The organism is Streptomyces sp. NPDC055189, assembly GCF_053606765.1.
Window position 1 is genome coordinate 18,639 of record NZ_JBSGSG010000007.1, and the last position, 25,515, is coordinate 44,153.

The following is a 25,515-nucleotide window of genomic DNA, read 5'->3' on the forward strand; positions in this document are numbered from 1 at the left end:
GGTTCCGGGCGGCGTCACTTCGTGACGGTGAGGCGGAAGACGGGGTGGTCGCTTGCGGCCGCCTCGATCTCCGCGTCCGTGGACTTGGCGGTGACGCCCTTGAAGTACTGGTTGACCTCCCAGCCCCACTTCTCCAGGTAGCCGCGCAGCAGCGGCAGCTTCTCGGCGTTCGGGACCTCCTCGACCGTGAACGGGCGGACCTTGCGCCCGACGCGCAGCTCGCCGCCGCCCGCCACGCGCATGTTGCGCACCCACTGCGAGTGCCCGCGGGCCGAGACCAGGTACTGCGCGCCTTCGTACGTGAACGGGTTGACCGGGACGCGCTGCATCTGGCCGCTCTTGCGGCCCCGTACGGAGAGCTCGGCCGAGCCGGCCAGGCTGACGCCGTGCCGCGCGAGCCAGCCGACGAAGTCGTTGAGCCGCAGGGCCATGCGGCCGGCCTTGAGGTAGTGGGTGGTGGAGGGGGCCGAGGGGGAGGACGTGGACATGGTGACCGCCAAATTCGGGAGGGCTTCCGAGAGCACTGCTCTCGCTTAAGAGCAGTGTGCACGAGAGCGGCGCCCCATTTCAAGAGCAGTGCTCTCGAAAGTGTCTGCCGCTCTCTTTTTAGTGCGCAGCTCCCGTTTCAGCGCACTGCTCCGAACCCGTGGCACACTGCCTGCATGAGCAGCGCCACCAGCGGGGCCAGGGCCCGCGCCCGAGTCGAAGTCACCGCCGCCATCAAGGACGAGGCCCGCAGACAGCTGGCCGCCGACGGCGCCGCCAAGCTCTCGCTGCGCGCCGTCGCCCGCGAGCTCGGCATGGTCTCCTCCGCCCTCTACCGCTACTTCCCCAGCCGCGACGACCTCCTGACCGCGCTCATCATCGACGCCTACGACTCCCTCGGCGCCGCTGCCGAAGAGGCCCACGCCGAGGTCGCGTCGGAGGAACCCGTGCGGCGCTGGGCGGTCGCCTGCGAGGCCGTGCGGTCCTGGGCGCTCGGCCACCCCCATGAGTACGCCCTGATCTACGGCTCGCCGGTCCCCGGCTACAGCGCGCCCGACACCACGGTCCAGGCCGCCGCCCGCGTCGGGCTGCTGCTCATCGGGATCCTGCGCGACGCCCATCAGGGGCGCGGTATCGCCGCGCGGCCGCTCCCGGAAGGGCTGCGCGCCGAGGCCGAGCGGATCACCGCGGACCTCGCCCCCGATCTGCCGCCGGCGGTGAACATGGCGATGGTCACGGCGTGGGCGCAGCTCTTCGGGCTCGTGGGCTTCGAGGTGTTCGGTCAGTTCAACCGCGTCGTCGACGACCGCCCGGCGCTCTTCTCGTACGCGGTCACGCAACTCGCCCACAGTGTCGGGCTGTTGGAGCAGAAGTAGCCCGCACGCCGCCATGCTGCGCCCGCCCCGTGCGAAGGCTGCACCGGCGCTTCGGACTGCACGAGAAGCACGGGAGCGGGGAGGAAGGCAAGACCCCCGGGTACTCCAGCGGGAGTACGTGTGATCGCCACGCCGGGCTGACGCCCGGCGGCCGCCCCGCGGTCTAGCGTTGCCGTCATGGACGAGCAGCACGAACGCGGGCGCGGCGGTCCGTCCCCGTTCCGGGGCGGACCGCCGATGTGGCGGCACGGTCCGCCCCGGTGGCTTCAGGGGGACGCCGGCAGGCTGCCGTGGCTGACGACGCTGGCGATCACCGTGTTCGTGCAGATCGGCTCGAAGTACGCGGCGCAGGGCCAGCTCGACCGGGTGGAGCTGAACGTTCCCGCCCGGCTGCTCCTGCTCGCGGGCACGGCCTCGCTCCTGCTGCGCCACCGCCACCCGGTCCCGGTCGCGTACTTCACGGCCGGGACCGCCCTTGTCTACCTCGGGGCCGGGTTCGCGTACGGCCCGGTCCTGATCACCGTCGCCGTCGGCTGCTTCGCCGCGGTCGTCGCGGGGCACCGGCGCGCGGCGTGGGGCGCCGTCGCGATGCTGTGGGCGGGGCATCTCCTGGTCGCGCACTGGCTCTACCGGTGGCTGCCACCGGACGGGGACGGAGCGCGCACCTGGGGCGAGGAGACCATCGTCGCCGTCTGGGTCGTCGCCATCATCGCGGTGTCCGAGCTGGCCCGCGTACGCCGTGAGCAGTGGATGAAGGAGCGGGCGGAGCGTGCGCGGGCCGCCGAGCGGCGGGCCGACGAGGAGCGTCTGCGCATGGCGCGCGAACTGCACGACGTCCTCGCGCACAGCATCTCCGTGATCAACGTCCAGGCGGGCGTGGGCCTCGCGCTGCTCGATTCGGACCCCGAGCAGGCCCGCACCGCGCTGACCACCATCAAAGCCGCGAGCAAGGAAGCGTTGGGGGAGGTCCGCCAGGTCCTCGACACCCTCCGTACGCCCGGTGACGCGCCCCGGGCCCCGGCTCCCGGGCTCGACCGGCTGCCCGAGCTCGTGCAGCAGGCCGCGAGCACCGGGCTCACCGTCGACGTGGACACGCAGGGGTCCGGCAGGAGACTGGCGCCAGGCGTCGACCTCGCCGCCTTCCGCATCGTCCAGGAGGCGCTGACCAACGTCGTAAGGCACTCCGGGTCGCGCCACGCGCGCGTGCTCGTGCGCCACGAGGCGGCGGCGCTCACCCTGCGCGTGGACGACGACGGCCCCGCCACCGGCGCGGACGCGGGTGGCAGCGGCAACGGCCTCGCCGGGATGCGGGAGCGCGCCGCCGCCCTCAATGGCACGATCGAGGCGGGATCGCGCCCCGACGGGGGATTCCGCGTCACCGCCGTACTGCCCACCCGCACGGCACCTCAGGAGGACCAGTGATCCGCGTACTGCTCGCCGACGACCAGTCGCTGGTCAGGGCCGGTTTCAAGGCGCTGCTCGGTGCCCAGCGGGACATCGGGGTCGCCGGGGAGGCCGCGGATGGCGAGGAGGCGGTGCGCATGGTGCGTGAACTGCGCCCCGACGTCGTCCTGATGGACATCCGCATGCCGCTGCTCGACGGGCTCGCCGCGACCCGGCAGATCACCGGCGACCCGGAGCTGAACGACGTCAAGGTGGTCATGCTGACCACCTTCGAACTGGACGAGTACGTCTTCGAGGCGATCCGCTCCGGGGCCTCGGGTTTCCTCGTCAAGGACACCGAGCCCGAGGAACTGCTGCGTGCCGTGCGCGCGGTGGTCGACGGCGACGCGCTGCTCTCGCCCGGGGTGACGCGCCGCCTGATCGCCGAGTTCGCGGCCCGTTCCAAGGAGCCCGCGGGCCCCGAGCCGCTCGGCGAACTCACCGAGCGGGAGCGGGAGGTGATGGCGCTCGTCGGCATCGGCCTGTCGAACGAGGAGATCGCCCGCCGTCTGGTCGTCAGCCCGCTGACCGCGAAGACCCACGTCAGCCGGACCATGGTCAAGCTCGGCGCCCGCGACCGTGCCCAACTGGTGGTACTGGCCTACGAGTCGGGCTTGGTGCGGCCCGGCTGGCTCGGCTGACGCTCCCGCCGGTGGCGCACGAGGACCGTCACCACGGACACGACGAAGACCGTGACCGCGACGATCGCGCCGACCCGGTTCAGGGTGCGCGCCGATGACGAGGACACACCGAAGAGGTGGAGCGGGGACGTCACGACGAAGAAGGCGGCGCCCGCGAGGCACGTCGCGGCGAACAGCGCGAAGCCGGTCTCCACGGTGTTGGCGTCCCGCTGGGCCTGCGTCCTTCGCCCCATCTCCCGAGTGTCAGGGGTAGGCCTCCGGCGGGCAAGCAACTGCCCGCCGGAGTATGGATGTTGACTCCGGGCCAAGTCAGTCGTGAACGGCCACCCGCTCCTCGTCGGCCTCGCGCCGCACGGACTTCACGACCAGGACCGTCTCCTGCTTGCGACGGGTCCGCAGCCCGGTGAGGGTGATCAGGAGTCCCGCGACCGCGATGGCCGTGACCACGATCAGGCCGGGGCGGTAGCTGTCGAGCACGGCCTGCGGTGAGGCGTCGCCGCCGTGGGACGACGCGGTGATCACGGCCGTGACGACGGCGAGGAAGATCGCGCCGCCCACCTGGATCGAGGTGTTCAGGAGGCCCGACACCATGCCCTGCTCGTCGTCGTCCACGCCGTTGGTGGCCTGGATGTTGAGCGAGGGGAAGACCAGGGCGCAGGCGAAGCCGAGCAGGATCATGGACGGCAGGACCATGGAGGCGTACGACGGGGTGAGGCTGACGCGCAGGAACAGCGTGTACGAGGCGACGAGCAGGACGAAGCCCGCCACGATGACCCGCGGTGTGCCGAACCGGTCGATGACCGAACCGACCTTCGTGGACGAGAGGGCGACCAGGGCGCCCGCGGGCAGGAACGCGAGCGCGGTCTCCAGGGCCGACCAGCCGAGCAGCGTCTGGAAGTACTGCGTGGCCAGGAACTGGAAGGAGACGTAGCCCCCGAAGAACGTCATCGCACCGATCTGCGCCCGGAGTTGGGGACCCGAGCGCAGGACGCCGAGGCGGATCAGCGGGCTCGCGGTGCGCAGTTCGATGCGGACGAAAACGGCGAGCAGTACGGCCGCGGCGAGGAACGACAGGAGGGTGCGGGCGGATGCCCAGCCGGCCTCCGGTGCTTCGACGACCGTGAACACGAGCAGCAGCATCGCGGCCGTGCCGGTGACGGCGCCCGGCACGTCGTATCCGCCGGTGTTCTTCTCGCGGGCGCTGCGCGGGATGAGCTTGAGTCCGGCGACCAGCGCGATGACGGCGATCGGCGCGGGCAGCAGCATGGTCAGGCGCCAGCTGGCCTCGGTGAGCAGTCCGGACAGGACCAGGCCCATGGAGAAGCCGGTGGCGGCGCAGGTCGTGTAGATGGTGAGCGCACGGTTGCGCAGGGGGCCCTCGGCGAACGTCGTGGTGATGATGGACAGGCCCGCGGGCGCGGTGAACGCGGCGCTCAGGCCCTTGATGAAGCGGCTCGCGATCAGCAGCGGGCCCGAGTCGACGAACCCGCCGAGCAGCGAGGCGAGGGCGAAGACGGCGAGTGCGATCAGGAAGACCCGGCGCCGTCCGAGCAGGTCGGCGGCGCGTCCGCCCAGGAGCAGCAGGCCGCCGTAGCCGAGGATGTAGCCGCTGACGACCCACTGCAGGGCCGAGGTGGAGAGGTTCAGCTCGGAGCCGATGGAGGGCAGGGCGACACCGACCATCGATACGTCGAGTGCGTCGAGGAACATCGCGGCGCAGAGCACGAGAAGAGTGCCCCACAGTCGTGGGGACCAGCGCTCCGGGGACGCGGAGGCAGCTGTGAGCGGAGAAGTCATGCGCAGCACAGTACATGCACGTGCATTGAGTGCAAGTGCATTTAATTCCGATGCAACAAAGGTGCATTCTCTGCTAACGTGCGATGTCATGGCGGCGAAGACAGCCGAGCAAGGGCTCGTGGACCAATGGCGCGACATCCTCGCGGTGCACGCGCGCACCCTGTGCGAACTCGACAGCGCCCTGCGTGAGCACGGCCTCGGGGCGAGCGACTTCGAAGTGCTCGACGTGCTGACCGAGGGCGGCGCGTCCGAGGGCGCGACGGCCGACGGCGACTGCGGCTACCGCGTGCAGGACATCGCGGGCCGCGTGCACCTGAGCCAGAGCGCACTGTCCCGCCTCATCGGCCGCCTGGAGAAGGACGGCCTGGTGGAGCGCGCGATGTGCAGCGAGGACCGGCGCGGGGTGCGGGTCGTGCTCACCGACAAGGGGCGTCACCTGCACGCGGAAGTGCGGCCGCTCCAGCGCGCGGTGCTCGAACGGATGCTGGTGCGGACCGCCTCCGAATCCTCCGGATCCGCCCAGTAGCGGGCAGGATCACACGCCCGACGTCTCGCTCCACAGTGCGCTCAGCGCGGTGTCGCCGGTGACCTGCGGGAACGGCCCCCGGTTCCACAGCGCGAGGTAGAGCTGCTCCGCGGGACCCGACAACTCGCATTCGGCCGGGCCCTCCTCGCCCCGTTCCGTGACGGCCGGCTCCTGCGAGAGGCGTACGGTCCACACGGCGTCCGCGTCCGTCGCCCGCACGCGAAGAACCCGCGGTTCCTGCGTGCGCACCCTGCTGCGCGAGCGCGCGTGGAACCCGCGCAGCAACTCGTCGATCCCGTCCGCGGCGAACTCCGTACCGATCGGGGACGGCGCACCCCCGCGCGCGGACTCGGCGTCCACGCGGTGGATCGCCGTCTCGTTCGCCTGCCGCCGCGCCCAGAACGCGAGCGGGGACGGCGCGGGCAGGAACGCCCAGCACCGCACGTCGGTCGCGGCGGTACGAAGGGTGGCGACCAGGTCGCCGTGTGACTGCCGGTACCAGTCGATCAGGGCGGCGCCGTCCAGGTCCGGCGGGTCGCCCATGGGCCGCGGCGACGGGTGCTCGTCGGCGACAAAGGCCGCGGCCCAGATGTGCACCGCCCCCGTGTGCCGCAGCAGATCGCGCACGCTCCAGTCGGGGCAGGTGATCACCTTGGCGTCCGTCCCGGCCGTTTCGGCGGCGCGGGCCAGCAACTTGCCTTCGGCGTCGAGAACTTCGAGGTGCTCGGCAGTCTCCATGTGGGGATTGTGCCGGATGGAGTGCGCTCGCGTACGTAGGGGCGTCGTCGCCTATTGAAGTGCGTACATGCGAATGACGACCGTGTCCTCCGCATCGCCTTCGGGCCTGGCAAGCCCCACGAAGACCGTCTCGGCGAGCCAGCGGTGTGCGGGGGCGTCGGTGCGGAAGACGGGAGAGGTGCGGTAGTAGTGACCGGCGTGGCTGACCTGGACGTCGCCGTCGTGCTGGTCGGGGCTGTCGGGGGCCGGGTGGTAGTAGCCGCGGTTGACGATGTCGATGACGGCGCCGTCGTCGGCCTGGATCAGGTAGCGCGCGTCCAGCTGGCAGACCTCGCCGCGCGTACTGCTCCAGTCGCCGCCGCCCGCGAGGACCTTGCCGCTCAGCAGCGGGCCCTCCACTGTCCCGCCGACGATCGGGGTGAACTCGGTGACCTCGCCCACGCCGTGGCCGACGTGCAGGGAGTCGGTGAGGTGGGCGCGGATCTCGAACGCGTAGGCCAGGGCGGGGGAGAAGGACATCGCTTGGCTCCAATGAACAAGGGCAGTGAGCAGTGAGCAGTGAGCAGTGGGTCGGGTGCCGGCGGCGATTTCGCGTCAGGCCGCGGCCCCGCGCTTCGGGGTCCAGCCGCGGCGCGGCACCGAGTCGATCAGAGCCCGGGTGTACGGGGCTTCGGGGCGTTCGAGCACGGCGACCGTGCGCCCCCGCTCGACGATCCGGCCGCGGTGCATCACCACGATGTCCTCGCAGATGTGCTGGACGATACCGAGGTCGTGGGTGATGAACAGATAGGCGATGCCGGACTGTTCGCGCAGATCCCGCAGCAGGGTGACGATCTGGGCCTGTACGGACACGTCCAGGGCGGCGACCGCCTCGTCGAGCACCAGGACGCGGGGGCGTACGGCCACCGCGCGGGCGATGGCCACGCGCTGGCGCTGGCCACCCGAGAGCGCGCGGGGCAGCGACCCCGCCTGGCCCGCGGTGAGTCCCACCTGGTCGAGCAGCTCCGTGGTGCGCCGGGTCAGCGCGCTGCCGCGCAGGTCGGTGTGGAGTGCCAGGACTTCGCTGATGCTGTCGTCCACGCGCTGCCGGCGGTCCAGGGAGGCGTACGGATCCTGGAAGACCATCTGGACGTCCCGGGCGAAACTCCTGCGTACGGCGGTGCGGGCCCGACGCCCCGGCAGCGGCCGGCCGTTGAACCGTACGGCTCCGGCGGTCGGCGCTTCGAGGCCGGCGATCATACGGGCGGTGGTGGTCTTGCCCGACCCGGACTCGCCGACGACGGCCAGGGACGCGCCGGGAGCGAGGGACAGGTCGACGTCGTCGACCGCGACGAAGTCCCCGAAGGTCTTGCGCAGGCCCACCGCCTCCAGGGCTGCCGGGGCGCTGCTGTCAGACATGGCGCACCGTCCTTTCGGTGTCGGCCGTTCCGTCGTCCGTGAGGTGGGGGAAGTGGCAGGCGGTACGGCCGTCACCGGTCGGCTCCGGCAGCGGACGGTCCGTCGTGCAGACGTCCCGGGCCTGCGGGCAGCGGGGCGCGAACGCACAGCCGGGACCGGCCTCGGACGCTGAGAGCGGCCGGCCCTCGATCGCCCGCAACGGCCGCGCGCCCGCGCCCGGATCGGGCCGGGAGGCCAACAGGGCCCGGGTGTAGGGGTGACAGGAGTGGTCGTGGAGGCGCGTGGCCGGCAGCTGCTCGACCACCGAGCCCGCGTACATCACCGCGATGCTGTCGCAGACGGCCGCCGCAAGCGCCAGGTCGTGCGTGATGAACAGCATCGCGAGCCCGCGCCGGACCCGCGCCTCGTCGATGACGGCCATCACCTCGGCCTGCGTGGTGACGTCCAGCGCGGTGGTCGGCTCGTCCGCGAGCAGCAGCCGGGGCTCGCCGATCAGGGCCGCCGCGATCATGACGCGTTGCAGCAGCCCGCCGGACAGCTCGGCGGGGCGTTGGCGCAGCCGCCGCGGGGCGTCGGCGATGCCCACCTCGCGGAGCAGGTCCGCGGCCCTGGCCTCGGCGACCCCGCGACGTTCCCCGCGGGTGGTGACCAGGCCCTCGGTGAGGAAGTCGCCGATGGTGCGCAGCGGATTGATGTGCGCCCGCGGGTCCTGGAAGACCATCGCCACCCCGTGGCTGCGCAGCGTACGCAGCGCGGCCTGATCCATGGCGGTGACCGAGGCGCCCTCGAAGCGGATGTCGCCGCCGACCCGGGCACCGGGAGGAAGCAGCCGCAGCACCGAGCGGGCGGTGAGCGACTTGCCCGAGCCGGACTCGCCCACCAGGCCCACGGCGCTGCCCTTGGGGACGGTGAGGTCCACGCGCCGGACGACGCAGCGGTGTTCGCCCCGGACGGGCAGGCTGATGTGCAGGCCGTCGAACTCGAGCAGAGGGGTTTGCACGGGGTTCACCGGTCCTCTCCGAGAAGACGGCGGGACAGGCCGCCGCCCAGCAGATTGCAGGCGATGACGAAGACGACGATGACCAGACCGGCGTACAGCGACTGCTCGGGCTGCCCGCCGATGATGCCCGGAGCGCCGTTGGCCACCATCAACCCCCATTCCGCGGTGGGTGGTTGGGTGCCGAGCCCGATGAAGGAGAACGCCGCCACGTCGAGCATCGTGTAGCCGAACGAGGTGGTCGCCTGTACGAGGACGAGCGGCATCAGGTTCGGCAGCAGGTGCCGCAGACAGATCCTCCGGCCCGGCAGGCCCAGCATGCCCAGTGCGGAGACGTAAGGGAGCGAGCGCTCGCGCAGTGCCGCGCTGCGCACGATGCGGGCGATGTAGGGCAGATAGGCGAGGGAGAGGGTGAGGACGGCGATGTCCAGGCCAGCCCCGAAGACCGCCGCGCCGACCACGGCGAGGACGAGCCCGGGGAAGCCGAAGACCAGGTCGAGGAAGGCGGACACGACCCGGTCGTACCAGCCGCCGAGCCAGGCCGCCGAGACCGCGAGCGCCGTGCCGACCGTGCCCGCGGCCAGGGTGATCAGCGCCGGGGCCAGCAGGCTGGGCCTCGCCCCGTACAGGAGCCGGGAGAGGATGTCGCGCCCCGTGTCGTCCGTGCCCAGCCAGTGGGCCGCCGAACTGCCCCGCGAAACGGCGAGCGGGTCAACGGCATTGGGGTCGTAGGGCGCGAGCAGCGGGGCGAATACGGCGGCGACGACCACCAGGGCCACGACGGCTCCGGCGGCGATCGGCACCCCCTGCCCGCGGGCGAGGGCGCGGACCCGGCCCCGGGGGAGCCTGTCCCCGGCCGCGGAGGCCAACTGATAGGTGCTCATCGGCTTCCTCCCGGCGGAACGCGATGGTCGAGTGCCGCACTGAGCACGTCGACAGCGGTGTTGATCAGTGCGAAGGCCACCACCGTGAGAAGTGCGAGGGCCTGCACCACGGCCAGGTCCTGCTTGGCGGCGCTCTGGATGAGCAGCGCCCCGACGCCGTTGAGCCCGAAGGCCTGCTCGACGATCGACGAGCCGGCGATCAGCCCTGCCACGGCCACTCCCGAGACGGAGACGATCGGTGCGGAGGCATTGCGCAGAATGTGCTTGCGGACGATGAGGCTTTCCCTGATCCCCCGGCTGCGGGCGGTCTGTACGTGCTCGGAGAGCAGTTCGGCGCGGATCGCCGCGCGGGAGACCTGGGCGACGTAGGCGAGCCACGATGCGGCGAGGGCCAGGGCGGGCAGGGTCAGATGCTCCAGGCGGTCGGCCGGGCCCGCGCCCGATCCGTAGGCCGGGAACCAGCCGAGGCGCACGGCGAGACCCCAGGTGAGCAGGACCGCCATGACGAAGACCGGGACGGCCATGAGGGTCGTGGAGAGCACCGTCACCAGGGTGTCGACCCACTTGCCGCGCAGGGCGGCCAGGGCGCCGAGGGCGACGCCGAAGGTGATGATCAGGGCGGCGGCGTAGGAGATGAGCAGGAGGGTGTTGCCGATGCGGGCGCCCAGCAGGTGGGTGACGGAGTCCTGGTAGCTGAGGGACTGTCCCGCGTCGCCCCGCAGCATGCCGGTCAGCCAGCGCCAGTAGCTCTGGAGGAACGGGTCGTCCAGGTGGTATTGGCGGTGAATTTCGGCCAGCAGACCGGGACTTGGCTCCTTTCCGCCGCCGACGAGGAGGGTGGCCGGATCGCCGGGGGACAGGAACAGCGCACCGTAGACGGCGATGCTGGCGATCAGCAGGGTCACGGCCAGGGCCGCCGTCCGGCGGGCGACGAAGCGGGCGATCACGAGGTGCCCTTGCCGGTGCCGCCGAGGTGGGCCGCCCACGGCATGTTGATGTAGGCGAAGGACGAAGGGGCGCCACTGAGCCGCTTGTTGAGGAAGAGACGCTCGTGCGGAGAGGCCAGCGGCACCACGGGCAGATCGGTGCTGTAGCGCTGCTGCGCCCGGGTGAAGAGCTGGGCCGACTTCTCGGGCTCCATGGCGGCCTGCGCCTGGCCGAGCAGTGAAGTGACCTCTGGATTGCGGTACGTGGTCCAGTTGAACAAGGAGTTGGGATCCGTGAGGAGCTGTGCGTACGAGAGGGGGTCGGGGATCTCGACGTAGCCGAGGACCATGGTCGCGTCCAGGCCCTTGCGGAGCGAGGCGTCGAAGAAGAGGCCCGACATCTGCGTCGGCTGGAGCTGCTTGACGACGACCTCGAGGCCGATGCGCTCCGCCCCCGCCTGGAGGAAGGTGAGGGTCTGCTGCGACTGCTGGTCTCCCGCGGCCGTGGCGACGGTCAGCGTGCGCCGCTTGGTGCGGGCCTGACCCACCAGCTTCTTTGCCTTGTCCACGTCGACCTCGGGAACGGCGGGCAGCGCGTCGTGCCCCTCGGCGTAGATGTCGGCGGCCTCGCCGTTCTGCCACACCAGAGGCGGGATGAAGGTCTTGAGCTTCTGAGCGGCGCCGGCGTACACGTTCTTGATCAGATCGTCGCGGTCGAGTACGAGCGAGAGGGCCTCGGCGATCTTGTGGTCCGCCAGTGGTGAGTCCTCGCCGATCGCGGCGATGAAGTTCGTCTGCGCCGAAGGTCCGTGGTAGAGGGTGCCCACGTCGGAGGAGCCGAGGGCGCGGGCGCCCGCCGAACTGATCTCGTAGCTGCCGTCGACCTCACCGGAGAGCAGGGCGCTGGTGAGCGTGGAGCCGTCGGTGATGAACTTGAACGTCAGCTTCTCGACCTTCGGTCGGAGAGCGGTGTCCCAGTACTCCGCGTTGCGGGTCGCGGTGATGGACTCGCCGGGTTTCCAGGACGTCAGCTCGAAGGGCCCCGTGCACATCAGCCCGCCTTTGGCGCTTCCGTAGCCGCGTCCGGCCTTCTTCACGTACGCGGCTTCGTTGACCGTGCCGAAGCTGGTCGCGAGCCCCTTGAGGAACATCTCGTCGGGGGCCTCGAAGCGGACCGTCACCTGGTGCGCGCCCGTCGCGGTGATCGTCTTCACCCGGGCGAGGAGGCTGGCGTTGACGCTCTGCGTCGTGGGGTCCCCCTGCCGCCGCAGGCTGCTGACGACGTCGTCGGCGGTCATGGGGTGCCCGTTCCAGAACCGCACGCCCTTGCGGAGGTTGAGCACCAGGGTCTTGTCGTTCGGCCTGTTCCAGGAGGCGGCGAGGCCGGGTGCGGTGGAGTAGTCCGGTTTCAGCCGCAGCAGGGAGTCGCAGAGGTTGGCCTTGACGGTGCTCGGCGAGTAGTCGGCCACCTTCGCCGAGTCCAGCGTCCTCGGCTCGCCCATGGGCAGGTTCCACGTGACGTCGTCGAGGGTGCCCTTCGCGGCGGGCGTGGTCATCGTGAGCTTCTGGGGGCCCGGTGCCGGGTCGGCGGAGGTGCCCGACGTACAAGCGGTCGCGGTGAGCAGGACGCACAGGGCGCCGGCGGCCGGGGCGGTGATTCTGGGAGCCTTCATGAGGGAGCACCTCGGGAGTGTCGGATCGCTGCGGACGTGTTCTTTCGGCCGGGTGTGGGGTGGTGGTGCGCGGATGTGCGTCGGTGTACGGGGGCGACGCGGGGCGGGTCAGCCGCCGTGGGCGGGCGCGACCGTGACGGTCAGCCGGGACGGGCAGGCGCCGCCCGAGTACAGGGTCTGGGTGCTCGGCTTGGTGGTGAGCGCCGTCCAGGGGTTCTCGCCGGTGCCCGGCGCGGGCAGGAACAGCGGGTGGTCGCTGCCGGTCAGGATCAGGGCGAGGCGGTGGCCGGGGCGCAGCCGGTAGCCGGTGTGCCCGAGGTCGAGATGGATCTCGTCGGCCGTCTCGGCGGAGCGCACCGAGACCTGGCCCCGGGCGATCTGGTGCGCGCACCCGTCCGGTCCGAGGTCGACGACCTTGGCGAAGACGTCGAACTCCGGTGCGGTGCCGGTGACATGGAGGTCCACGCCCACCGGCCCCGCCAGGTCCAGGGGCTCGGTCACCGCGGGTGCGGAGAAGACGAGTACGTCGTCACGGGCGGCCACCGGCGCCAGATCCGGATAGCCGTGCAGATAGGCGAACGAGTCGTCGACCAGCGAGGGCACCGGCGCTTCGGGGTCGTGCGCCCACTGTGCCGCCTGCTCATCGCCGGCGGGCGAGTCGGCCAGCGAGGCGCCCGGCAGGGGGTCCGCCGCACGGGACAACTCGGTGAGCCAGAAGGTCCGTTGGGTACTCCGGGCCGGCGGCCAGGCGGTGGAGGTGCGCCAGCCGGCATGGCCGAGCTCCCAGGTCACCTTGGAGAGCGAGGACACCGGGCGGATGCCCTTCAGGAACACGTCGAAGAAGTCGATGGCCGGATTCGCGTAGTCCGGCAGCATCCGGGCGAGGGCGTCCTCATTGGTGTTGTGGTCGTCCTCGTCGCGGATCGGCGCCTGCGCGAGGCGGTAGTTCTCGTGGTCGATCGCACCGGCCCACAGATACTGGACGGCGTCCCAGCCGGGCCGCGAGGCCAGTTCCATGTAGTCGCGCATGTGCGCCGTGACGATGTTGTCGAACCATCCCACGCAGTGCAGCACCGGCACCGGCCGCGCGTCGAAGGGATGTAGCCCCGGCTGCGTCGACACGCCGGCGGGGCGGGGCGCCATCAGGTCGAACCACAGGGAGCGGGCTCCGATGGCGCGGAACGCCTCCTCGTACTGCTCGATGACGGGCCGTCTGGTGCGGTCGATCCGGTACTCGTAGGAGTCGTTGTCCACCCAGTGGTGGGCGAAGTACTCGACGCCTTCCAGCCAGACGGGCGAGGCCTGTCCCTCCGGCTGCCAGATGGTGCTGAAGTCCGCCGCTGTCACCCGCGGCACGATCGCCCGCAGGGCCGGGTGCTGGGCGGCGACGGCGGCCCACTGCGTGAACCCGTAGTAGGAGTCGCCGAACATGCCCACGCGGCCGTTCGACCAGGTCTGGCGGACGATCCAGTCGATGGCTTCGTGGCCGTCCTGCGACTCCCGCAGGAAGGGCACCGTGCTGCCGCCCGAGCGGAACTTGCCCCGCACGTCCTGCACCACCACCGCATAGCCGCGGGCGGTGAACAGGCGCGCGATCCGGTCGAAGTACACGTAGCGGCTGTTCTTGTCGTAGGGCAGCCGCACGAGTACCGCAGGGAACGCCGCTTCGTCGTCCCGCGGGGCTTCGGGGAGGTAGACGTCGGTGGCGAGCCGCACGCCGTCGCGCATGCGGACCATGTACTGCCGGGCGTCCTCGGCGGGGGGCGCCGCGCCGATCCGCTCGAAGGTGAAAGGCATGGGTGCGTCTCCAGCCACATGAGATACAACGGCGTTGTGTAACGTCGTTGTATGACAACATTGCAGCAGTTCGCCACCGCGTCAACACTCCGTATCGAGGTCGATTTGAGGTCGATGACATGCCGATCGAGGTAGACACAGCCCAGCGGCTCGACGAGATCGCCGCCGCCACCGTCCGGGTGGCCAGGGAGCGCGGCGTGCGCGCCGTGACCATCCGTGCGGTCGCCGAACAGCTCGGCGGCTCGACGGCCATGGTCACCAACTACGTCCCGAGCCGCTCCGATCTGATGGTCAACGCGATGCGGCACGCCGAGGAGGAGTGGGGGCGCGAGGTGGAGGGCGTCCTCGAAGGCACCCGGGGGCCCGAGCGCCTTGCGGCGTTCGCGCGGTGGATGTGCACCACCGCGGACGACGACGAGGTGATGCGCAGGCTCTTGATGGAGACCGTCGGGGCGGGGTCGGGAGCGGCGGCCGGCCGCGAGGTCGACCGGGTCCGTGCGCTGGCGCGCGCCCAGCGCGACGAGTTGGAGGAGGTGACCGTCGCCGCGGGCACGCCCGCTCCCGCGCTGGCGGCGGACATCCTGCACCTGCTGTTCCGCGGGTACTGGCTCTCCACGCTGGAGGACCCCGAGGGCTGGTCGGACGAGCGGGGGACGCGGGCCGTGCTCGCGGCGGTCGACCTGCTCCAGGGCGAGGTGCCGGAAGGGGCCGCCGATGCCGGGGCGGGGGAGTGAGGCCGGTGATCGGCTCTTGACAAGCCGGGTGGGGGGCGTGAATCTGAGCATCAATAAAACGTCGTTGTATGACAGCGTTTGATTTCCGCGCGGAGCGGTCCTCCGCCGCGCTTGCCGCATGACCGGGCAGTCTGCCTTCCCGGATGCGGGCGCCCCCTTCCCCAGAGGCGAGAGGCGATCATGGAAACCCGGAATCCGGCTGCCGAGCTGTGGCAGCGCACCGCCACCGACCTGGCCGATGCCATCCGCAGGCGCGAGGTCTCCTCCGTGGAGGTCGTGCAGTCCTGCCTCGCACGCATCGAGGAGACCAACCCGCGACTCGCGGCGCTGGTCGACATCCGCCCCGACGAAGCCCTCGCCGACGCGCGCCGCGCCGACCGGGACGTCGTCGCGGGAGGCGAACTCGGCCCGCTGCACGGCGTACCGGTGTCCACCAAGATCAATACCGATCAGCGGGGCTACGCCACCAGCCACGGCGTTGCCGCCCTCGCAGGCCGCCCCGCGGAAGGGGACGCGGCCTGCGTCACGGCCCTGCGGGATGCGGGCGCCGTCCTGCTCGGCCGCAGCAACGCCCCCGCCTTCTCCTACCGCTGGTTCTCCACCAACGGCCTGCACGGCCGCACCCTCAACCCCTGGGACGCCGCCCGCACTCCCGGCGGCTCCAGCGGCGGCGCCTCAAGCAGCCTCGCCGCGGGCATGACGCCGATCGCACAGGGCAACGACATCGGTGGTTCGATCCGCTACCCGGCGGCCTGCTGCGGGGTGGTCGGCGTCCGGCCCACCGTCGGCCGGGTCTCCGGCTGGATGCCGCCCGCCTACGCCGACACTCCCGCGGGCCGGAAGCAGATCGACTTCCCGCCCACCGTGCAGGCGTGCGCCGTCGAGGGGCCGCTGGCCAGGACGGTGGCCGACGCCCGGCTCGCACTGCACGTCATGACCACCCCCGACCTGCGCGATCCGTACGGCATCCCCGCCGCGCCCGCCCGGCTGCCCGAGGGCGTCAAGGCCAAGGTCACCGTGGTGCGCGGCATCGGCACCGTCAAGAACCACCCCGGTGTCGACCGGGCCGTCACCGACGCCGCGGCCCGGCTCGCCGACGCCGGGCACGAGGTCGAGGAACTCGACGACCTGCCGCTGCTCGCCGAGGCGGCCCGCATCTGGGCACTGCTGATCTACGAGGACTTCCGCCCGATGCTCCCGCTGGTGAACGAAGTCGGCGACGACGACATCCGCACCTCGCTGGCGTACTCCTTCGGCGCCGCCGCGGCCATCTGGGGCGAGCGCCCGTCGCTGGAGGCGTATGTCCAGGGCTGGGCCCGCCGTGCCTCCCTCATCACCGAGCTCCAGCAACTCCTGGGCCACCAACGGGTGTTGCTCACCCCGGTCTGCGCGGAGCCGGCGTTCGAGCAGGACGCGGACATCGCTAGCCCCGAACGCGCCGCCGAACTCGTCGCCGCCATGTGGCCGATGACGGCCGTGCCGGTGCTCGGCTTCCCGGCCGTCACCGTGCCGGCGTCGCTGAGCGAAGGGCTGCCGGTCAGCGTCCAGCTCATCGGCGGGCGGTATGCGGAGGAGCGCATCCTCGACGCGGCACAGGCCATCGAGGACCGCACTCCTCGCTTCCTGCCGCCCCTCGCGGTCAGTTAGCGGCCTGCTGCCTCACGGTCGCGGGCGCCGGGCAGCATGGCTTCTGGCAACCGGCTTCCCTTTTTGGCCGAATGCCGTCGTGGCCGTCGTGGCCGTCGTGGCCGTCGCGGCTGTCGCGGCCCCGTGCGGCAGACGCGTGGCTTCGGCGCGGGGGGGCGTCAAGACGGGCGGGTGCGGTGACGCGCCATGCGGCTGCGGCCCCGGCGGCGTTCCCCGACGCTTGCGCCGGGGCCCGGAGCCGGTCCCTGACTCCTTCACCGTCTTTCCCGCCGGCCTCCCCCTGACCAGCGCCACCCGTCCCGTTCCGGCCAGTAAACTGCGCGCGCTCAGAGACGGCGCACGAGGCAAGGGGTAACGGTGGCACACGGGGGATATCAGGGCTGGGGACCGGGCAACGGAGCGCCGCAGGGAGGCGGTCCGGATCCGTACGGCCCGCCGCCGAGTCCGTATGCGCCTCCGCAACCGCATCCGGTCCCGCCTCCGCACCCGTACCCGTATCCGCAACCGCCGCAGCCCGTCAGGCGGCGGCGTTCCGGCTGCGCGTGGCTCTTCGTCTCGCCGATCGTCCCGGTGATCCGTTCCGCCCGCCGCCGCGCCGAGGCGATCTTCAACCAGCCGGGCGCGGGCCGTGTCGATGACCGGATCGTGACGCGGGTGCAGTTGTGGCGCGCGATCGCCGGTGCGTTCGCCAGCCTCCTGTTGATCTACACCTACGGCTCGGACGACGGCTGGAGCGGTGTCGCCAACGACGGCGTCGTGAAGCTGATTCTGGCCCCGCTGCTGCTCATCCTCACCGGACCGCTGGTCGTGGTCGGCTTCATCCGCTACGCCCCCGCCGCGCAACGGAGCGTGCTCCGCTCCCGGTTGCGCGCACCGCTCAAGGCCGTGGGCTGGTACGTCGGCATCCTGGTGGGCGTCGGCCTCGTACTGGCGGGCAGTGCCGTCCTCCTGAAACAGAACTACGGCACGCTCCTCAACGGCCTCGTGGCGCTCGGGCTCCTCATCGGCCTCATCTGGCTCCTTCCGTTCCTCCTGTTCGCCTCCGCCTACGCCGCGCGCTATGCCTTCAACACGTCCAACGTGCACGCCGCTCTCCCCGCCGCACTCACCGTCGTACTCGTCTGGGAACTGATGCTCTGCAGCGTGGCGCTCGAAGGCGGGCTGCCGTACGGGCCGCCGGCCGCGCAGTGGTGTGCGGTGCTCGGCGGCCCGGTATCCGTGACCGCGGTCGCCCTGTGGGAACTGCACCGCATGCGCACCCGCCACGGCGTCCGCATCCGCCCCTGAGAGACCCGCCAAGAGGGTCTAAATCCAGCCCAGTTGTCAATTCCGCAACGGCTCGCGGTTGCTGGTGTCGCCAGCTGGGACAACTCTCGTCACCCCAGGTCACGGGGCATGTCTTCTCCGTCAACGCGTCCATGGGGTGTCATCCGCAAGTGGGTCCAGTCTCAAAGGTTGAACACGAATTCCACACACCCCCTCTACAGGGCGACCCCGATGGTCTAAATTGACCGTGCTTCAGCTGTTCCAGCGTGAAGCGACCGACAATGATCAATACGTTCGGCGCTAGAGACAGGCGGCAGTCGCGTCCCCGGCGCCAGGCGCAGAGGTGACCAACTTCGGTGCCGGAGAAGGACGTTGGGTGCGGGGAGCGCCCGGGGTCCCGACCGGTTCCGTCGCACCTCGAACGTCTGGCAGGTCACGTGAGCCTGCTGCCCGTAGGGGTGGGCCCAGCAAGTAGCGGCCTTATGGCCGGGATTTGCCATGCGCGGGAGGCGGGGGCCTCCCGGGGGGAAGAACGGTGCGACGCGGGAGGCGGGGGCCTCCCGTAGGGGGTTGAACAGCACGGCGCGGGGGGCGGGGGTCTCCCGAGGGAACCAAGCGACCTGTGGGGGGTCCTGTGCAGCAGGGGGAATTAGTCGACCCGTTTCCGTCGGCGCATGGGCGCCTGGCGAACGGGACCATCAGCCGACCGGCCAGCGACTGGGAACAGCGGTACCGACGTACCGTGATCACCAGCGATACCGTGGTCACCGCCTTCGTGGTGGCGTCCATCGGCATCTTCTTCGGGGCCAGAGACGCGGCCAACTGGCACGAGAAGTGGGGGATCCTGGCATTCGGCACCGAGTTACTGGTGCTGGGAGCGCTCGCGGTGAGCCGGGCCTGGGCGCCGGCCGTACTCGGCCAGGGTGCGGAGGAATTCCGCCGGCTCGGCCGTTCACTGTTCACGGCGGTCGTCGTACTGGCGCTCGGCGGGATCGCTCTCACCTCGCGCAACATCAAACTCTGGATCTTCGTCGCGATCCCCGCGATCGCCCTCCTCACCATGACCGCGCGGTACCTGCTGCGCCTCTGGTTGCACAGACAGCGCAAAGAAGGACGGTGCCTGCGCCCGGTGCTCGCCGCCGGGAGTCTGGCCACCGTCAGCGATCTGATCACCCGCACCCGCAAGTTCCCGCATCTGGGCTGGCAGGTGGACGCGGTGTGCACGACGGACGGTCTCGGGGCCGACGGTGACCAGCTGGACGGCGTGCCGGTCGTCGGCCAACTGACGGACGTCGCAGGCCACGTACACCGCGACGGCTACCGGGTCGTCGCGGTCACACCGGACCCGCACTGGTCACCGGACCGGCTGCAACGCCTGGCCTGGAACCTCGAGGGCAGCGATGCCGAGATGGTCGTGGCGCCCGTCCTGATGGAGGTGGCGGGACCGCGGCTGCACGTCGACGCGGTGCTCGGGATCCCCCTCCTGCGGGTCAGCATGCCGACCTTCACCGGCGGCCGCCGGGTGGTCAAAGGGGTGGTCGACCGGCTGGGCGCGGCGTTCCTGCTGGTGCTTTTCGCGCCGCTGATGGTGCTGGTCGGGCTGCTCGTCCTGGCGGAGAGCCGGGGCGGGGCGCTCTACCGCCAGCGCAGAGTGGGCAAGGACGGCCGCGAGTTCACCATTTTCAAGTTCCGCACCATGGTCGCCGGGGCCGACGGGGCGCGTGCCCAGCTGGTCCACCGCAACGAAGGTGCGGGGCTGCTGTTCAAGCTGCGCCGGGATCCGCGGGTGACCCGGGTGGGAGCGGTGCTCCGCCGGTACTCGATCGACGAGCTCCCGCAGCTTTTCAACGTACTCACCGGATCGATGTCGCTCGTGGGCCCGCGGCCTCCGCTGCCGGAGGAATCCGCCGCGTACGGCCCGGACATCCGGCGGCGGCTGCTCGTCAAGCCGGGCCTGACCGGCCTGTGGCAGATCAGCGGACGCAGCGACTTGCCGTGGGAGGAGGCGGTCCGCCTCGACCTGCGGTACGTGGAGGACTGGTCGCTCGCCCTGGACTCAGTGATCTTGTGGAAGACGCTGCGTGCGGTGCTCTACGGCCAGGGGGCCTACTGATGCGTGGGGGGCGTCGCCCGGCGGGCGCGCGGATCGCAGGCCGTGGGGGCCTGCCTGGGGGGATGGACGAGTAATGAGAGTCAGCGTTTTCGGTCTCGGATATGTGGGCTGCGTGTCGGCCGCGTGCCTGGCCAGCATGGGCCACGAGGTCATCGGGGTGGACGTCAACCAGGTGAAGGTCGACCTGGTCAACGACGGCAAGGCCCCGGTGGTCGAGGAGCGGATCGGCGAGCTCACCGCCGAGGTCGTGCGGAGCGGGGCGTTGCGCGCCACCGTCGATGTCCGCGAGGCGATCATGGGCAGCGAGGTGTCGCTGATCTGTGTGGGTACCCCGTCGGAGCCCAACGGCGCCCTGTGCACCACGTTCCTGGAGCGGGTCACCGAGCAGATCGGCGCCGCGGTGGCCGAGCGGGGCGGGCGGCAGACCGTCGTGTTCCGCAGCACCATGCTGCCGGGCACGTGCCTGAACCTGCTCGTACCCATCCTGGAGAAGGCCGTCGGCGGCACGGCCGGGGTGGACATCGGGGTCGCGGTCAACCCGGAGTTCCTGCGCGAGGGCACGAGTGTGCGGGACTTCTTCGACCCGCCCAAGACCGTCATCGGCGAACTCGACGCGGCAAGCGGCGACGTCGTGGCGGCGCTGTACGACAGCCTGCCCGGCGAGGTGTTCCGGGTGCCGGTGCCGACGGCCGAGGCGATCAAGTACGCGGACAACGCGTTCCACGGCCTCAAGATCGGCTTCGCGAACGAGCTCGGCGCGGTGTGCCAGGCGCTCGGCGTGGACTCGCACCAGGTGATGGACGTGTTCCTGGCCGACCGCAAGCTCAACATCAGCCCCGCCTACCTGCGGCCCGGCTTCGCCTTCGGCGGCTCCTGCCTGCCCAAGGACTTACGCAGCCTGGTCCACGCGGCGCAGCGGGCGGACATATCGGTGCCCATCCTCTCCCACGTGCTGCCCTCCAACGCGGACCATCTGCAGCGCGCGGTGGAGCTGGTCGAGCGCACCGGCAAGCGCAAGGTGGGCCTCTTCGGTCTCTCCTTCAAGCCCGGCACCGACGACCTGCGCGAGAGCCCGCTCGTCGAGCTGGCGGAGAGACTCTTCGGCAAGGGTTACGACCTGCGGATCTACGACGCCAACGTGAGCCTCTCCCGGCTGATCGGCGCGAACCGCGAGTACATCGAGACCCGCCTTCCGCACCTCGCCCAGCTCCTCGCCGACTCCGTCGACGACGTGCTCGAGCACTCCGAGGTATGCCTGGTGGGGACCAAGGATCCGGCCGTCCTTTCGGCGCTGCCCCATGGTCCGGCACCGGTGCTCATTGATCTGATCCGCCTACCCGACGCCGAAGCGCGCCGGACAGAACCGGGGTACGTGGGCCTTGCTTGGTAACGCAACGAGCGGCGGCGGGCCTGCCCGCCGCGCGCTGATTTTGGTGGAAAACCTGTCGGTGCCGTTCGACCGGCGGGTGTGGCAGGAATGCACGACACTGCGCGACGCGGGATGGACGGTGCACGTCATCTGCCCGCAAGGCACGAAGCGGGACACGGAGCCGGAGGCCGAGATCGACGGGGTGCGGATCCACCGCTACCCGTTGCGCGCGGCCACCGGAGGCCCCGCCGGCTATCTGCGCGAGTACGGATCGGCGTTGTGGCACACCGCCCGTCTCGCCCGCAAGGTCGGCCCCGTCCATGTGGTGCACGCCTGCAATCCGCCGGACCTGCTGTTCCTGCCGGCCCGGTGGCTGACGCGGCGCGGCGCACGATTCGTCTTCGACCAGCACGACCTGGTGCCCGAGCTGTACCTGTCACGCTTCGGCCGCGGCAAGGACGTGCTCTACCGCGCCGTGTGCGCCCTCGAACGGATGACCTACCGGGCCGCGGACATCGTGATCGCCACCAACGAGAGCTACCGGGACGTCGCGGTGAGCCGTGGCGGCAAGAAGCCGGAGGACGTCTTCGTGGTGCGCAGCGCGCCCGCGGTAGACCGCTTCCAACCGGTGCCGCCCGAGCCGGAGTTGAAGCGCGGCAAGGAACATCTGCTGTGCTACCTCGGCGTCATGGGCCCCCAGGACGGCGTCGACTACGCCCTGCGTGCGCTGGCGAAACTGCGCGACGAGCTCGGGCGCAGCGACTGGCACGCGGTGTTCGTCGGCTCCGGCGACGCCTTCGACGCGATGGTGGAGCTGGCCGGGGAGCTCGGGCTCTCCGAGCAGGTGGAGTTCACCGGGCGCATCCCGGACGCCGACCTGGTGCGCTATCTGTCCACCGCGGACGTATGCCTCTCCCCGGACCCGCGCAATCCGCTCAACGACGTGTCGACGATGAACAAGGTCCTGGAGTACATGGCCATGGGCCGGCCGATCGTCTCCTTCGATCTGCGGGAGGCGCGCGTCTCCGCCGGTGAGGCCGCCGTGTACGCGCCCGCCAACGACGAGGCCGAATTCGCCAGACTCACCGCGCTGCTTCTGGACGACCCGGAGAAGCGGGCACGGATGGGCAAGATCGGCCAGGAGCGGGTCAGCGGTCCGCTCTCCTGGGAGAACTCGCAAGCTTCGCTGCTCGCCGCGTACGCCGTGGCCTGCCGCGACCACATCCGTGTCGGTGGCGCCCCGGTCCGGAAGGGGAGGGGGCGGCGACGTTGAGCGACGACACGATCCGTCTGGTCACGATCGGATGGATCTTCCGCAGGCGTTGGCGGCTGCTCGCCGTCGTCGCCCTGGTGGGTGCACTCGTCGGCTACGGCGCCTCGGTGGTGCTGTTCCCGCCGCGTTTCACGGCATCGGCATCCGTGCTGCTTCCGGGGGCGTGGGAGGAACGCGAGCTGCTGACCCAGGTGAACGTCGCGACCAGTTCGTCGGTGGTCGACCGGGCGGCCGACGCGCTCGACTGGACGGACGGCGAGGGCAGCGAGCTCATCGACCAGGTGAGCGCCAAGGCCGCCGACGGGAACATCGTCGAGATTTCGGGTACGGCCGACACTCCGGAGCGCGCGCAGCAGCTGGCCGACCGGGTGGCCAAGGAGTTCGTCACCTTCGCCACGAGGGTCGCGGGCGGCAGCACCGACCCCGCGCGGGCTTCGGGGCCCGAGGCGCTGCGCAAGAAGGTCGCGGAGACCAACCGCCGTATCAGCGAACTGGCCAAGGCGGCCGATCCGGGACAGACCGTGGAGAGCGTGCAGGCCCGCACCTCGCTGGAGAAGTTGCGCACCTCGCTGGAGGAGGCCATGAAGAAGCTCGAAGAGGCCGATCCGGCGACCGGCAAGGCCGGCATGGTCGTCATGGGCCCCGCTGCCCTGCCGACCGGCGAGGCACCGCCGACGAGGACGCAGCTCATGGTCGGCGGGGCGCTGCTGTCCCTGCTGGTCGCGGTCATCGCCCATCTCGCCGCCGCACGCTCCAACCGCCGGCTGCGGACCGAACCGGAGATCGCCGCGGCGCTGGGCTCGGCGCTCATCGGCACCGTCGACGTGCCCGGCGGACGAACCGCCCACCGGTCCGCGGGCGGCGGCGCGCGGGCCCGGGTCCGCCGTTTCCTCGGCGTCGACACCCGCTGGGACATACCGGTCCCCCTGGCCTCCGACGAGGCCGGCAGACAGCTGCGCTACCGGCGGGTGTGCGCCCGTGTCCGGATCCAGGTGCCGGGCTCCCGGGGCCTGCTCGTGGTCGTACCGGAGGGCGACGAGATCGGCCGCCGGGCCGCCGGACAGCTCGTCGCCGAGTCGAGGAACGATCCGCGGATGCGGATGGTGGAAGTCCCGGTGTCCCGGCCGATGGTGCCGGACCGTGACGCCGAGTCCGGCGCCCTGGTCGTGCTCAGCGCGGGCAGTTGGACCGCGGCTGAGCTCACCGGCATCGCCGAGGCGTGCGCGGACAGCAGGCACGAGGTCGTCGGCGTCGTCGTCGCCGGCACGGTCCGCGCCCGTCCCGCCCGGCCGGTCGGGCACCCCGAACAGAACGCCACTCCCGCGCTCGCGGCTCGCGGCCACGCGACGGGAGGCCCGGCGTGACGACGAACACGACCTCGGAGCCGTCGACGGCCGCTCCGCTGCTGAACCTCCAGGCGCTGGTGGTGGCGGTGCGCAGGCGCCGCCGCCTCTGGTGCTCCCTGGCCCTCCTGGGGCTGCTGCTCGGCGCGGCGGTGGCCGTCCTGCGACCGCCGCCCCCGGCCGCCATGGCCAAGGTGCTGGTCGCCCATCAGGACGATCAGCCCAACGACACCGGAACGCTGATCCGCACCGACGTAGAGGTGCTGCAGACCACCCGCATCGCCGACAAGGCGTTGAAGTCCCTCAAGTCACCGGTGAAGCCGGAGGACTTCCTGAAGGACTACCGGGGCACCGGCGTGACCAACAACCTGCTGCAGATCGACGTCACGGGTGACAGCGACAAGGAAGCGGTGGCCCGGACAAAGGCGTTGGCGGACGCGTTCATCGCGGACCACGTGCGGCGGATGGAAGCGGCCGCCAAGGCCGAGTCCAAGGCCCTGCGCGACCAGGGCGACCGCATGCGCAAGGAACTCGCCCGGGTCAACAAGTCGATCGGCGGCAGGACACCGGAGAGCGAACCGGAGACCGACCCCGAGTCGTCGGCGAGCATGGAGTCGCTCTTCGCCCGCCGGGCCGAGCTCACCTCCCGCATCGCCGACTTCAACCAGCGCGCCGAAGAGGCACGCATGGGCACACCCCGGATCATCGCCGGCACGCAGATCGTGGACGACCCGCGCGCGGTGCGGCACTCCCTGCCCCTGGCCATGGTCACCAACGCCGCGATCGGGCTCGTTCTCGGGCTCGTTCTCGGGCTCGGGGTGGCCGCCGTCGGTTCGGTGGTGGCGGACCGTCCCGTGCTGCGCCGGGAAATCGCCGCGAACCTGGGGGCCTCGGTCATCGCGGAGATGCGCCGCGTGCCCCGACGGCCGATCAAACTGTGGCAGCTGCGACGGACCCGCCTGGCACGCGAACGGCTCATATCGACCCTGGCCCGCACCGTGCGCGACTCCTCGGAATCGGTGTCGCTCCTGGAACTGGGCAGCGCGCACAGCACGGGCGTGCTCGCCCTGGACCTCGCGAAGGCACTGTCGGAAGAGGGCCCCGTCGTCATCATCGATGACCTGCCGGCCCTGCAGCGCGCCGCCCGCGGCCAGGAGCCGGGAGGCCCGGCCGTCGTCGGCGCCGACCGTGCCGCCACCGTGTCGCACCAGGTGCGCCGGCTCGGTGTCGGCTCGGTCGCGCCCGGCACGGCGTGGACCGGCCTGCAGGACCTCGGTTCGCAGACCGTGCTCGTCGTACGCGCCGGGCACGGCAGCACCGCATGGCTGCACACCGTGGCCCGGCAACTCGCGGACCTGCTCATTCCGGTGATCGGAGTGGTGCTCGTCGACCCCGATCCGCGGGACCGGACCGACGGCACCCTGTGGGACGGCCGGCACACCGCGTTGCGCGGCCACAAAGAACGCCTTGCCCGGCAGAACGCCGGGGGTACCTCCCACGCCGTCGAGGCAGTGGGGGAGGGCCGGCAGCTGTCGGAGCAGCCGTCATGGGCCGTACGAGTTCCGGACAGCGACCAGGAGGCGCGGTAA

The 25,515-nt window shown here is 71.2% G+C and carries 23 protein-coding genes; 12 read left to right on the top strand and 11 right to left on the bottom strand.

Going from position 1 to position 25,515, the window contains the following annotated elements:
• Positions 1–14: 14 nt before the first annotated feature.
• Positions 15–488 (bottom strand): nitroreductase family deazaflavin-dependent oxidoreductase, encoded by a 474-nt coding sequence (locus ACWFR3_RS07380; RefSeq protein WP_453733590.1) that lies wholly within the window; start codon positions 486–488, stop codon positions 15–17.
• A 174-nt stretch (positions 489–662) separates the two neighbouring features.
• Here ACWFR3_RS07380 and ACWFR3_RS07385 point away from each other — a divergent pair, with 174 nt between their 5' ends.
• From ACWFR3_RS07385 to ACWFR3_RS07395, 3 genes are all read left to right on the top strand, one after another.
• Complete coding sequence (locus ACWFR3_RS07385; RefSeq protein WP_453733591.1) at positions 663–1,361, top strand: TetR/AcrR family transcriptional regulator; 699 nt, start codon at positions 663–665, stop codon at positions 1,359–1,361.
• Between the two features lie 177 nt (positions 1,362–1,538).
• Complete coding sequence (locus ACWFR3_RS07390) at positions 1,539–2,783, top strand: sensor histidine kinase (protein WP_453733592.1); 1,245 nt, start codon at positions 1,539–1,541, stop codon at positions 2,781–2,783.
• On the top strand, positions 2,780–3,445 hold the full coding sequence (locus ACWFR3_RS07395) for a response regulator (protein WP_453733593.1): 666 nt from the start codon (positions 2,780–2,782) through the stop codon (positions 3,443–3,445). Before ACWFR3_RS07390 ends, ACWFR3_RS07395 begins: the two co-directional genes overlap by 4 nt.
• Here ACWFR3_RS07395 and ACWFR3_RS07400 read toward each other — a convergent pair.
• On the bottom strand, positions 3,406–3,678 hold the full coding sequence (locus tag ACWFR3_RS07400) for a DUF6332 family protein (RefSeq protein ID WP_453733594.1): 273 nt from the start codon (positions 3,676–3,678) through the stop codon (positions 3,406–3,408). The two genes, ACWFR3_RS07395 and ACWFR3_RS07400, sit on opposite strands and share 40 nt — an antisense overlap.
• 76 nt (positions 3,679–3,754) lie before the next feature.
• Positions 3,755–5,242: an MFS transporter gene (locus ACWFR3_RS07405; protein WP_453733595.1), complete on the bottom strand. Its 1,488-nt coding sequence runs from the start codon at positions 5,240–5,242 to the stop codon at positions 3,755–3,757.
• Between the two features lie 88 nt (positions 5,243–5,330).
• Here ACWFR3_RS07405 and ACWFR3_RS07410 point away from each other — a divergent pair, with 88 nt between their 5' ends.
• Positions 5,331–5,768, top strand: a complete 438-nt coding sequence (locus ACWFR3_RS07410; protein ID WP_453733596.1) for a MarR family winged helix-turn-helix transcriptional regulator — start codon at positions 5,331–5,333, stop codon at positions 5,766–5,768.
• A 9-nt stretch (positions 5,769–5,777) separates the two neighbouring features.
• Here the strand turns inward: ACWFR3_RS07410 and ACWFR3_RS07415 are convergent, their stop codons facing one another.
• The 8 genes from ACWFR3_RS07415 to ACWFR3_RS07450 form a co-directional block, all read right to left on the bottom strand.
• Positions 5,778–6,506 (bottom strand): maleylpyruvate isomerase family mycothiol-dependent enzyme, encoded by a 729-nt coding sequence (locus tag ACWFR3_RS07415; protein ID WP_453733597.1) that lies wholly within the window; start codon positions 6,504–6,506, stop codon positions 5,778–5,780.
• Positions 6,507–6,557: 51 nt separating this feature from the next.
• Positions 6,558–7,025, bottom strand: a complete 468-nt coding sequence (locus tag ACWFR3_RS07420) for a DUF3237 domain-containing protein (protein ID WP_453733598.1) — start codon at positions 7,023–7,025, stop codon at positions 6,558–6,560.
• A gap of 75 nt (positions 7,026–7,100) precedes the next feature.
• A complete protein-coding gene (locus tag ACWFR3_RS07425) occupies positions 7,101–7,904 on the bottom strand; it encodes an ABC transporter ATP-binding protein (protein ID WP_453733599.1) in 804 nt (267 codons plus the stop codon).
• A complete protein-coding gene (locus ACWFR3_RS07430) occupies positions 7,897–8,904 on the bottom strand; it encodes an ABC transporter ATP-binding protein (RefSeq protein ID WP_453733600.1) in 1,008 nt (335 codons plus the stop codon). Before ACWFR3_RS07430 ends, ACWFR3_RS07425 begins: the two co-directional genes overlap by 8 nt.
• 5 nt (positions 8,905–8,909) lie before the next feature.
• On the bottom strand, positions 8,910–9,785 hold the full coding sequence (locus ACWFR3_RS07435; protein WP_453733601.1) for an ABC transporter permease: 876 nt from the start codon (positions 9,783–9,785) through the stop codon (positions 8,910–8,912).
• Entirely contained in the window at positions 9,782–10,732 is a 951-nt protein-coding gene (locus tag ACWFR3_RS07440) for an ABC transporter permease (RefSeq protein WP_453733602.1), read from the bottom strand. The genes ACWFR3_RS07435 and ACWFR3_RS07440 overlap by 4 nt, the downstream gene beginning before the upstream one ends.
• The gene (locus tag ACWFR3_RS07445; protein WP_453733603.1) at positions 10,729–12,384 is read right to left on the bottom strand and encodes an ABC transporter substrate-binding protein; all 1,656 of its coding nucleotides are present in this window, start codon (positions 12,382–12,384) and stop codon (positions 10,729–10,731) included. Before ACWFR3_RS07445 ends, ACWFR3_RS07440 begins: the two co-directional genes overlap by 4 nt.
• Before the next feature lie 108 nt (positions 12,385–12,492).
• A complete protein-coding gene (locus ACWFR3_RS07450) occupies positions 12,493–14,181 on the bottom strand; it encodes a CocE/NonD family hydrolase (RefSeq protein WP_453733604.1) in 1,689 nt (562 codons plus the stop codon).
• A gap of 119 nt (positions 14,182–14,300) precedes the next feature.
• On the opposite strand from ACWFR3_RS07450, the gene ACWFR3_RS07455 reads away from it, so the two are divergent.
• The 8 genes from ACWFR3_RS07455 to ACWFR3_RS07490 all read left to right on the top strand — a co-directional run bounded on the left by ACWFR3_RS07455 (position 14,301) and on the right by ACWFR3_RS07490 (position 25,515).
• Positions 14,301–14,915, top strand: a complete 615-nt coding sequence (locus ACWFR3_RS07455; RefSeq protein ID WP_453733605.1) for a TetR/AcrR family transcriptional regulator — start codon at positions 14,301–14,303, stop codon at positions 14,913–14,915.
• A gap of 180 nt (positions 14,916–15,095) precedes the next feature.
• On the top strand, positions 15,096–16,562 hold the full coding sequence (locus ACWFR3_RS07460) for an amidase (RefSeq protein WP_453733606.1): 1,467 nt from the start codon (positions 15,096–15,098) through the stop codon (positions 16,560–16,562).
• A 570-nt stretch (positions 16,563–17,132) separates the two neighbouring features.
• The gene (locus ACWFR3_RS07465) at positions 17,133–17,849 is read left to right on the top strand and encodes a hypothetical protein (protein ID WP_453733607.1); all 717 of its coding nucleotides are present in this window, start codon (positions 17,133–17,135) and stop codon (positions 17,847–17,849) included.
• 613 nt (positions 17,850–18,462) lie between these two features.
• Positions 18,463–19,941 carry a sugar transferase gene (locus tag ACWFR3_RS07470; protein WP_453733608.1) on the top strand — a complete coding sequence of 493 codons (1,479 nt, stop codon included), beginning with the start codon at positions 18,463–18,465 and terminating at the stop codon, positions 19,939–19,941.
• Between the two features lie 73 nt (positions 19,942–20,014).
• Positions 20,015–21,331: a nucleotide sugar dehydrogenase gene (locus tag ACWFR3_RS07475; RefSeq protein ID WP_453733609.1), complete on the top strand. Its 1,317-nt coding sequence runs from the start codon at positions 20,015–20,017 to the stop codon at positions 21,329–21,331.
• The gene (locus tag ACWFR3_RS07480; RefSeq protein ID WP_453733610.1) at positions 21,321–22,583 is read left to right on the top strand and encodes a glycosyltransferase family 4 protein; all 1,263 of its coding nucleotides are present in this window, start codon (positions 21,321–21,323) and stop codon (positions 22,581–22,583) included. Before ACWFR3_RS07475 ends, ACWFR3_RS07480 begins: the two co-directional genes overlap by 11 nt.
• Positions 22,580–23,947, top strand: coding sequence for a polysaccharide biosynthesis protein (locus ACWFR3_RS07485; protein ID WP_453733611.1), 1,368 nt, complete (start codon positions 22,580–22,582; stop codon positions 23,945–23,947). Before ACWFR3_RS07480 ends, ACWFR3_RS07485 begins: the two co-directional genes overlap by 4 nt.
• Positions 23,944–25,515, top strand: a complete 1,572-nt coding sequence (locus ACWFR3_RS07490) for a Wzz/FepE/Etk N-terminal domain-containing protein (RefSeq protein ID WP_453733612.1) — start codon at positions 23,944–23,946, stop codon at positions 25,513–25,515. Before ACWFR3_RS07485 ends, ACWFR3_RS07490 begins: the two co-directional genes overlap by 4 nt.

Excerpts from the sequence above, each read along its gene's own strand:
- ACWFR3_RS07380 (WP_453733590.1), bottom strand. The coding sequence starts at position 488 with ATGTCCACGTCCTCCCCCTCGGCCCCCTCCACCACCCACTACCTCAAG.
- ACWFR3_RS07385 (WP_453733591.1), top strand. The coding sequence starts at position 663 with ATGAGCAGCGCCACCAGCGGGGCCAGGGCCCGCGCCCGAGTCGAAGTC.
- ACWFR3_RS07390 (WP_453733592.1), top strand. The coding sequence starts at position 1,539 with ATGGACGAGCAGCACGAACGCGGGCGCGGCGGTCCGTCCCCGTTCCGG.
- ACWFR3_RS07400 (WP_453733594.1), bottom strand. The coding sequence starts at position 3,678 with ATGGGGCGAAGGACGCAGGCCCAGCGGGACGCCAACACCGTGGAGACC.
- ACWFR3_RS07405 (WP_453733595.1), bottom strand. The coding sequence starts at position 5,242 with ATGACTTCTCCGCTCACAGCTGCCTCCGCGTCCCCGGAGCGCTGGTCC.
- ACWFR3_RS07410 (WP_453733596.1), top strand. The coding sequence starts at position 5,331 with ATGGCGGCGAAGACAGCCGAGCAAGGGCTCGTGGACCAATGGCGCGAC.
- ACWFR3_RS07415 (WP_453733597.1), bottom strand. The coding sequence starts at position 6,506 with ATGGAGACTGCCGAGCACCTCGAAGTTCTCGACGCCGAAGGCAAGTTG.
- ACWFR3_RS07420 (WP_453733598.1), bottom strand. The coding sequence starts at position 7,025 with ATGTCCTTCTCCCCCGCCCTGGCCTACGCGTTCGAGATCCGCGCCCAC.
- ACWFR3_RS07425 (WP_453733599.1), bottom strand. The coding sequence starts at position 7,904 with ATGTCTGACAGCAGCGCCCCGGCAGCCCTGGAGGCGGTGGGCCTGCGC.
- ACWFR3_RS07435 (WP_453733601.1), bottom strand. The coding sequence starts at position 9,785 with ATGAGCACCTATCAGTTGGCCTCCGCGGCCGGGGACAGGCTCCCCCGG.
- ACWFR3_RS07445 (WP_453733603.1), bottom strand. The coding sequence starts at position 12,384 with ATGAAGGCTCCCAGAATCACCGCCCCGGCCGCCGGCGCCCTGTGCGTC.
- ACWFR3_RS07450 (WP_453733604.1), bottom strand. The coding sequence starts at position 14,181 with ATGCCTTTCACCTTCGAGCGGATCGGCGCGGCGCCCCCCGCCGAGGAC.
- ACWFR3_RS07455 (WP_453733605.1), top strand. The coding sequence starts at position 14,301 with ATGCCGATCGAGGTAGACACAGCCCAGCGGCTCGACGAGATCGCCGCC.
- ACWFR3_RS07460 (WP_453733606.1), top strand. The coding sequence starts at position 15,096 with ATGGAAACCCGGAATCCGGCTGCCGAGCTGTGGCAGCGCACCGCCACC.
- ACWFR3_RS07475 (WP_453733609.1), top strand. The coding sequence starts at position 20,015 with ATGAGAGTCAGCGTTTTCGGTCTCGGATATGTGGGCTGCGTGTCGGCC.